Annotated in this window: 6 protein-coding genes; 4 read left to right on the forward strand and 2 right to left on the reverse strand. The window is 68.0% G+C overall.

The annotated features are described in order from the left end of the window. Together JWP65_RS01325 and JWP65_RS01330 are read right to left on the reverse strand one after the other, a co-directional pair. On the reverse strand, nt 1–442 hold a 442-nt coding region (locus tag JWP65_RS01325; protein ID WP_299759606.1), incomplete at its 3' end, for a response regulator transcription factor. A 13-nt stretch (nt 443–455) separates the two neighbouring features. Then, complete coding sequence (locus JWP65_RS01330; RefSeq protein ID WP_299759608.1) at nt 456–1,550, reverse strand: histidine kinase; 1,095 nt, start codon at nt 1,548–1,550, stop codon at nt 456–458. A gap of 89 nt (nt 1,551–1,639) precedes the next feature. Here JWP65_RS01330 and JWP65_RS01335 point away from each other — a divergent pair, with 89 nt between their 5' ends. The 4 genes from JWP65_RS01335 to JWP65_RS01350 form a co-directional block, all read left to right on the forward strand. Continuing rightward, complete coding sequence (locus tag JWP65_RS01335) at nt 1,640–2,248, forward strand: isochorismatase family protein (RefSeq protein ID WP_299759610.1); 609 nt, start codon at nt 1,640–1,642, stop codon at nt 2,246–2,248. Nucleotides 2,249–2,287: 39 nt separating this feature from the next. Continuing rightward, nucleotides 2,288–4,180: a propionate--CoA ligase gene (locus tag JWP65_RS01340; RefSeq protein ID WP_299759612.1), complete on the forward strand. Its 1,893-nt coding sequence runs from the start codon at nt 2,288–2,290 to the stop codon at nt 4,178–4,180. Between the two features lie 239 nt (nt 4,181–4,419). Then, nucleotides 4,420–7,287, forward strand: coding sequence for a 2-oxoglutarate dehydrogenase E1 component (locus JWP65_RS01345; RefSeq protein WP_299759614.1), 2,868 nt, complete (start codon nt 4,420–4,422; stop codon nt 7,285–7,287). Between the two features lie 102 nt (nt 7,288–7,389). Further along, nucleotides 7,390–7,896, forward strand: a 507-nt coding sequence (locus JWP65_RS01350) for a biotin/lipoyl-containing protein (RefSeq protein ID WP_299759616.1), incomplete at its 3' end; no start/stop codon positions are given.

Genomic DNA, 7,896 nt, shown 5'->3' on the forward strand with positions numbered 1-7,896 from the left:
GCTCGGACGGCTGCAGCAACCGCTGGGCAATGGCCGGGCTGAAGTAGCTGCCGGTGGCCATGACGCTCTTGATCGCCTGTTCCAACTCGAAGGGCGGGGCGTCCTTCATCAGGTAGCCGCAGGCGCCGTTGGCAACGGCGCGCTTGACGAAATCGACCGTGTCGTACATCGACAGCACGAGCAGCCGCACTTCGGGGTGCTTCGCGTGGATCTCGGAGATGGCGGTTATGCCGTCCATGCCGGGCATGGAGATGTCGGTCATCACGACGTCGGGCTGGACCGACTCGAGCAGGGCCATCAGTTCGTTGCCGTTGCGCGCCTCGGCAATTACCTTGACGCCGTCGACGGTGGAAAGCAGGGCCTTGATGCCGGAGCGCACCAGGTCGTGGTCGTCGGCGAGCACGACCCGGATCGGTGTGGTTGTCTGTGTGTTCTGGATCATTGGAGAAGTCCCCTCATAACTGCGCGCGGATCGCCACTCCGCGCCCGGCGCGGGTGCGGATGTGCAGTCGCCCGCCAGCCAGTTCGGTGCGCTCGATCATGCCGTACAGGCCGATGTTGCGTTCGCTTTGCTGGCCATCGAGCACGGCGGCCTTGTCGAATCCCTCGCCGTCGTCCAGCATCAGCATGCTGATGCGGTTGCCGGACAAGAAATGCAGGCGCACCCGCACTTTCGAGGCCCGCGCATGCCGGACCGTGTTGGTCAGCGCTTCCTGCACCAGCCGGACGGCGACTGCCGCATTCTCCTCCAGAGTCGCGGGTTCCTTGCCGCGTGTGGTCACTTCCCACTCCAGCCCGGCGGGTTCGGCGATGCGCTGCATGGCCGATTGCACGGCCGGCACCAGCCCCAGCAAGTCCAGCTGCGCCGGGCGCAGCGAGAACGACAGCGTCTTGAGCTGCTGCAGCGCGCCGTTGGCCAGTTCGGCCGCTGTGTCGTGGTGCTTGCGCGCCGCCTGCGGGCCGGGCGCGCGCTCGGCGGCGTGCAGGTGGATCACCACCGCCGTCAGCGTCTGCCCGAGCTGGTCGTGCAGCTCGCGCGAGATCAGCGAGCGTTCCCGCTCCTGCGCCAGCACGAACCGGGCCGACAGCTCCTTGAGGCGGGCGTAGGCGGACTGCAGCTCGTCGTCCAGCCGCTCCTTTTCCTGCGCCCGGCGTCGCTCCTCCAGCACCCGGCCGATGATCTGGGGCAGGGTGCCAAGCTTGTCCTTGGTCAGGTAGTCCTTGGCCCCGCAGCGCAGGACGTGGACGGCGGCTTCCTCGCCGATGGCGCGGGTCAGGACGATCAGCGGGATGTTGCTGCGGCGGTTGACCAGGATCTGCAGCGCCGCGTAAGGCGAAAAGCGCGGCAGGTTGAAGTCGCACAGGATGACGTCGTAGTCGCCGGCCAGGGCATCGACGAAGCTGGCGGCGTTGTCGACGCGGTGCAGCTCGTAGCTGCGCACTGGGTCGGCCCGCTCCAGGGCAATGCCCATCAGCTCGACGTCGTCCGGGTTGTCCTCAACGCACAGCAGGCGGATGGGTCGGATTTCGGTGACGGCGTGGCTCGACATGGGGTGCGTGCGGAGTGTACCGCCCGGCCGGACGCGGCGATAAGTCGCCTTCCTACCGGCACTGGAATAATCCCCCCAAAGGAATCCCCATGCTGCTGCAAGCCGAAGAATGCCAATTGGTGCTGGTCGATTACCAGCAACGCCTGATGCCCGAGATCCACGAAGCGCAGGCCGTGCTGGCCAATGCCGTGCGACTGGCCCGCATCGCCGCCCTGCTGCAGGTGCCGCTGTGGGCCACCGAGCAAAGCCCCGCCGACCTGGGCGTCACGGTGCAGGCCCTGCAGCCGCTGGTGGCCGGCCGGGTGCTTGCCAAGACCAGCTTCGACGGCGCCGAGACGCTGCTGCCGCGACTGCGGCCGCCGGCAAGGCCGCAGCAGGGCGGCAACGCCCGCAGCCTGCCGCGCCACCTGCAAAAGGCCGTGCCGACACCCGATGTCGGCCGCGAGACGCTGGTGCTGGCCGGTTGCGAGGCCCATGTCTGCCTGCTGCAGACGGCGCTGGGCCTGCTGGAGGAGGAACTCGACGTCTGGGTGGTGACGGACGCCTGCGGCGCGCGCACCGAGCGCAACCGCGACGCCGCCTTCGACCGGCTGGCCAGCGCCGGCGCCGAACTGGTGACCACGGAAATGGTGGCTTTCGAGTGGCTGCGCCATGCGGATCATCCCCGGTTCAAGGAAGTGCTGGCACTGGTCAAATGAGGGCATGAGAGCTGGCCGCCGGGCCGGGGAGACCAAGGCATGGAGTACGCGCAGTTCTACCGCCGTTCGCTGGACGACCGCGAGGGCTTCTGGGCCGAACAGGCCGGGCTGATCGACTGGCAGACGGCACCGCGGCAAATCTGCGACGCCAGCCGGCCGCCGTTCGTGCACTGGTTCGCCGGCGGCACCACCAACCTGTGCCACAACGCGGTCGACCGGCACCTGAAGGAGCGGCCGGACCAGCCGGCGCTGATCTACGTTTCGACCGAGACCGGGATCGAGCGCAGCTACACCTTCCGCGAACTGCACCACGAGGTGCAGAAGACGGCCGCGGTGCTGCAGTCGCTGGGGGCGGGCAAGGGCAGCCGCGTGCTGATCTACATGCCGATGGTGGCCGAGGCGGCGTTCGCCATGCTGGCCTGCGCCCGCATCGGCGCCATCCACTCCGTGGTGTTCGGCGGCTTCGCCTCGGTGTCGCTGGCGTCGCGCATCGAAGACTTCACCCCGTCGCTGGTGGTCAGCGCCGACGCCGGCTCGCGGGCCGGCAAGGTGCTGGCGTACAAGCCGCTGCTGGACGAGGCGATCCGCCTGTCCGCGCACAAGCCGCAGGCCGTGCTGCTGGTGGACCGCGGGCTGGCGCCCATGGAGCAGGTGGCCGGGCGCGACCACCACTGGGCGGCGCTGGCCGAGCGCCATGCCCGCACGGACGTGCCTTGCACCTGGCTGGATGCCACCGACATCAGCTATACGATCTACACCAGCGGCACCACCGGCCGGCCCAAGGGCGTGCAGCGCGACGTCGGCGGCTACGCGGTGGCGCTGGCGGCGAGCATGAAGCACATCTTCCTGGGCGAGCCGGGCGGGACCTATTTTTCCACCAGCGACATCGGCTGGGTGGTGGGCCACAGCTACATCGTCTACGGCCCGCTGATCGCCGGCATGGCGACCCTCATGTACGAGGGCCTGCCGGTGCGGCCCGACGCCGGCATCTGGTGGAGCCTGGTCGAGAAGTACAAGGTGACGGCGATGTTCAGCGCGCCGACGGCGGTGCGCGTGCTCAAGAAGCAGGACCCGGCCTTCCTCAAGCAATACGACCTGGCCAGCCTGAAGGCGCTGTTCCTGGCCGGCGAGCCGCTGGACGAGCCGACCGCGCGCTGGATCAGCGACGGCCTGGGCGTGCCCATCATCGACAACTACTGGCAGACAGAAAGCGGCTGGCCGATCCTGACCGTCGCCAACGGCGTGGAGCGCACGGCCAGCAAGTTCGGCAGCCCGGGCGTGCCCGTGTACGGCTGGGACGTGAAGATCGTCCACGAAAGCACCGGCGAGGAACTCACCGAGCCCGGCCAGAAGGGCGTGGTCGTGATCGAGGGCCCGACGCCACCCGGCTTCATGCAGACGATCTGGAACGATGACGAGCGCTTCGTTTCCACCTATTGGTCCAGCATCCCCGGCCGGCAGGTCTACAGCACCTTCGACTGGGGCATCCGCGACGCGGACGGCTACTACTACATCCTGGGCCGCACCGACGACGTGATCAACGTGGCCGGGCACCGGCTGGGCACGCGCGAGATCGAGGAAGGCATCTCCAGCCACCCGAACGTGGCGGAGGTGGCGGTGGTCGGCGTAGCCGACCCGCTCAAAGGGCAGGTGGCGATGGCCTTCGTGGTGGCCAGGGACGCCTCGGCCCTGGTCGACGACGCGGCCCGGCTGAAGCTGGAGGGCGCCATCATGAAGGTGGTGGACGACCAGCTCGGCGCCGTGGCCCGGCCAGTGCGGGTGCATTTCGTGACCCTGCTGCCCAAGACGCGCAGCGGCAAGATGCTGCGCCGGGCAATCCAGGCGCTGTGCGAAGGCCGCGACGCCGGCGACCTCACCACCATCGAAGACCCAACCGCACTGCAGCAGATCAAGGATCTCGTTGGCCGGTGAGATGCGCCTCTCCACTCGGGCAGAGGCCCGGCGAGTGGGGGTTGCCCAGATCGGCCTTCCGCGGGGGAGGGCCGTGTCTGCTGGCGCCGCGACGTGCCACGGAACGTGGCACAATTTGCGCGCAAGCAGACAAAGGGCCTTCCCAGCCACAGTCGCATCCGCCATCCGGTTCAGCCGTGTCGCGGAAGGTTTTCCACCAGCTCTAGCTCCCTGCAGGGGGGCGGAAAGTAGCGCACAGCATGAGTGACGGTACCGTCTACACGGCCTACCAAGGCAACTCCTATCTCTTCGGCGGCAACGCGCCGTATGTCGAGGAGATGTACGAAAACTATCTCGCCAACCCGGGCAGCGTGTCCGACGTCTGGCGCGATTACTTCGACGCCCTTCAGAATGTTCCCGCCGCCGACGGCAGCGACGCCAAGGACGTGCCCCACCTGCCGGTGGTCAACGCCTTCGCCGAGCGCGCCAAGCAGGGCGGCACCCGGGTCGTCGTCGCCGGTGGCGCCGATTCGGAGCTGGGCCGCAAGCGCACCGCCGTCCAGCAGCTGATCGCCGCCTACCGCAATGTCGGCGCCCGCTGGGCCGACCTCGACCCGCTCAAGCGGACCGAGCGCGAGAAGATCCCCGAGCTCGATCCCTCCTTCTACGGCTTCACCGACGCCGACCAGGAAGCGGTGTTCAACACCAGCAACACCTTCTTCGGCAAGGACAGCATGTCCTTGCGCGAGCTGATGAACGCGCTGCGCGAAACCTACTGCGGCACCATCGGCGCCGAGTACATGTACATCACCGACCAGACGCGCAAGCGCTGGTGGCAGCAAAAGCTCGAGGCGATCCGCAGCAAGCCCAGCTTCAACGGCGAGCGCAAGAAGCACATCCTCGACCGCGTGACCGCGGCCGAGGGCCTGGAGCGCTTTCTGCACACCAAGTACGTGGGCCAGAAGCGCTTCTCGCTGGAAGGCGGCGAAAGCTTCATCGTCGCCATGGACGAACTGATCCAGCTGGCCGGCGCCAAGGGCGTGCAGGAAATCGTGATCGGCATGGCCCACCGCGGCCGCCTGAACGTGCTGGTCAACACCCTGGGCAAGATGCCCAAGGACCTGTTCGCCGAGTTCGACCACACCGCTCCCGAAGACCTGCCGTCCGGCGACGTCAAGTACCACCAGGGCTTCAGCTCGGACGTCAGCACGCCCGGCGGCCCGGTTCACCTGTCGCTCGCCTTCAACCCCTCGCACCTGGAAATCGTCAACCCGGTGGTCGAAGGCTCGGTGCGGGCCCGGATGGACCGCCGCGCCGACCCGCAAGGCAAGCAGGTGCTGCCGGTCCAGGTGCACGGCGACGCCGCCTTCGCCGGCCAGGGCGTGGTGATGGAGACGCTGGCGCTGGCCGAAACCCGTGGCTACTTCACGGGCGGCACGGTGCACATCGTCATCAACAACCAGATCGGCTTCACCACCTCCGACCCGCGCGACGCCCGTTCCACGCTGTACTGCACCGACGTCGTCAAGATGATCGAGGCGCCGGTGCTGCACGTGAACGGCGACGATCCGGAAGCGGTGGCGCTGGCCACCCAGCTGGCGCTCGAGTACCGGATGGAGTTCGCCAAGGACGTGGTGGTCGACATCATCTGCTTTCGCAAGCTGGGCCACAACGAGCAGGACACGCCCTCGCTGACCCAGCCGCTGATGTACAAGAAGATCGCCCAGCACCCCGGCACCCGCCGCCTGTACGCCGACAAGCTGTCGGCCCAGGGCATGGGCGAGACGCTCGGCGACGACATGGTCAAGGCCTACCGCGCCGCCATGGATGCCGGCAAGCACACGGTCGACCCGGTGTTGACCAACTTCAAGAGCAAGTACGCCGTCGACTGGAGCCCGTTCCTGGGCAAGAAGTGGACCGACGCCGGCGAGACGGCGATCCCGCTGGCCGAGTGGAAGCGGCTGGCCGAACGCATCACCACCGTCCCCGACAGCTTCACCGTCCACCCACTGGTCAAGAAGGTGCTGGAAGACCGCGCCACCATGGGTCGCGGCGAAGCCAACGTCGACTGGGGCATGGGCGAGCACATGGCCTTCGCCTCGCTGGTGGCCAGCGGCTACCCGGTCCGGCTGTCGGGCGAGGACGTCGGCCGCGGGACGTTCACGCACCGGCACGCCGTGCTGCACGACCAGAGCCGCGAGCGCTGGGACGAAGGCACCTTCGTGCCGCTGCAGAACGTGGCCGAGAACCAGGCGCCGTTCGTCTGCATCGACTCGATCCTGTCGGAAGAGGCGGTGCTGGGATTCGAGTACGGCTACGCCTCCAACGACCCCAACACCTTCGTGATCTGGGAAGCGCAGTTCGGCGACTTCGCCAACGGCGCCCAGGTGGTGATCGACCAGTTCATCGCCTCGGGCGAAGTCAAGTGGGGCCGCGTCAACGGCATCACGCTGCTGCTGCCGCACGGCTACGAAGGCCAGGGCCCGGAGCACAGCTCGGCGCGGCTGGAGCGCTTCATGCAGCTGTCGGCCGACATGAACATGCAGGTGGTGCAGCCGACCACGGCCAGCCAGATCTTCCACGTGCTGCGCCGCCAGATGGTGCGCCCGCTGCGCAAGCCGCTGATCATCATGACGCCCAAGTCGCTGCTGCGCAACAAGGACGCGACCTCGCCGCTGTCCGAGTTCACCAAGGGCGGCTTCCAGACGGTGATCCCGGACTCGCGCGAGCTGAAGGCCGAGAAGGTCAAACGCCTGGTGGTCTGCTCGGGCAAGGTCTACTACGACCTGGCCAAGAAGCGCGAGGAAAAGGGCTTGGACGACGCCGCCATCATCCGCGTCGAGCAGCTCTACCCGTTCCCGCACAAGGCCTTCGCCGCGGAACTCAAGAAGTACCCGAACGTGGCCGACATCGTGTGGTGCCAGGACGAGCCGCAGAACCAGGGCGCCTGGTTCTTCATCCAGCACAACATCCACGAGAACATGCTGGACGGCCAGAAGCTCGGTTACGCCGGCCGCGCGGCCTCGGCGTCGCCGGCGGTGGGCTACTCGCACCTGCACGCCGAGCAGCAAAAGGCGCTGGTCGACGCCGCCTTCGCCAAGCTCAAGGGCTTCGTCCTCACGAAATAATGAACCGTGTCATCCCGGGCTCGACCCGGGATCCACGGCGGCGCTGGTGCCGGGCTGGATGCCGGGCCGAACCCGGCATGACAACCTACAGGAAAAACACAAATGGCCATCGTTGAAGTCAAGGTCCCGCAACTGTCCGAGTCCGTTGCCGAAGCGACCCTGTTGCAGTGGAAGAAAAAGCCCGGCGAAGCCGTGGCGCTGGACGAAATCCTGATCGAGATCGAGACCGACAAGGTGGTGCTCGAAGTGCCGGCGCCGGCTGCCGGCGTGATGGCCGAGATCCTCGTTGCCGACGGCGGCACGGTGATGGCCGACCAGCCGATCGCCCGGATCGACACCGAAGGCAAGGCTGCCGCTGCCGCCGCCGCGCCGGCCGCGGCCAAGGCCGCCGCATCCGCTTCGGCGGCACCGGCCGCGGGCGGTTCCAAGTCCGACATCGCGATGCCGGCCGCCCAGAAGATGATGGCCGACAACAACGTCGCGGCCGGCTCCGTGGCCGGCACCGGCCGCGACGGCCGCGTGACCAAGGGTGACGTGATCGGCGCGCTGGCCGGCGGTGGCGCCGCCAAGGCCGCCGTGGCCCCGCCGGTGCCGGTGCCGACCGCGCCC

Origin of the sequence: Ramlibacter sp., assembly GCF_028292805.1 — a bacterium.
Classification (GTDB): Bacteria; Pseudomonadota; Gammaproteobacteria; order Burkholderiales; family Burkholderiaceae_C; genus Ramlibacter.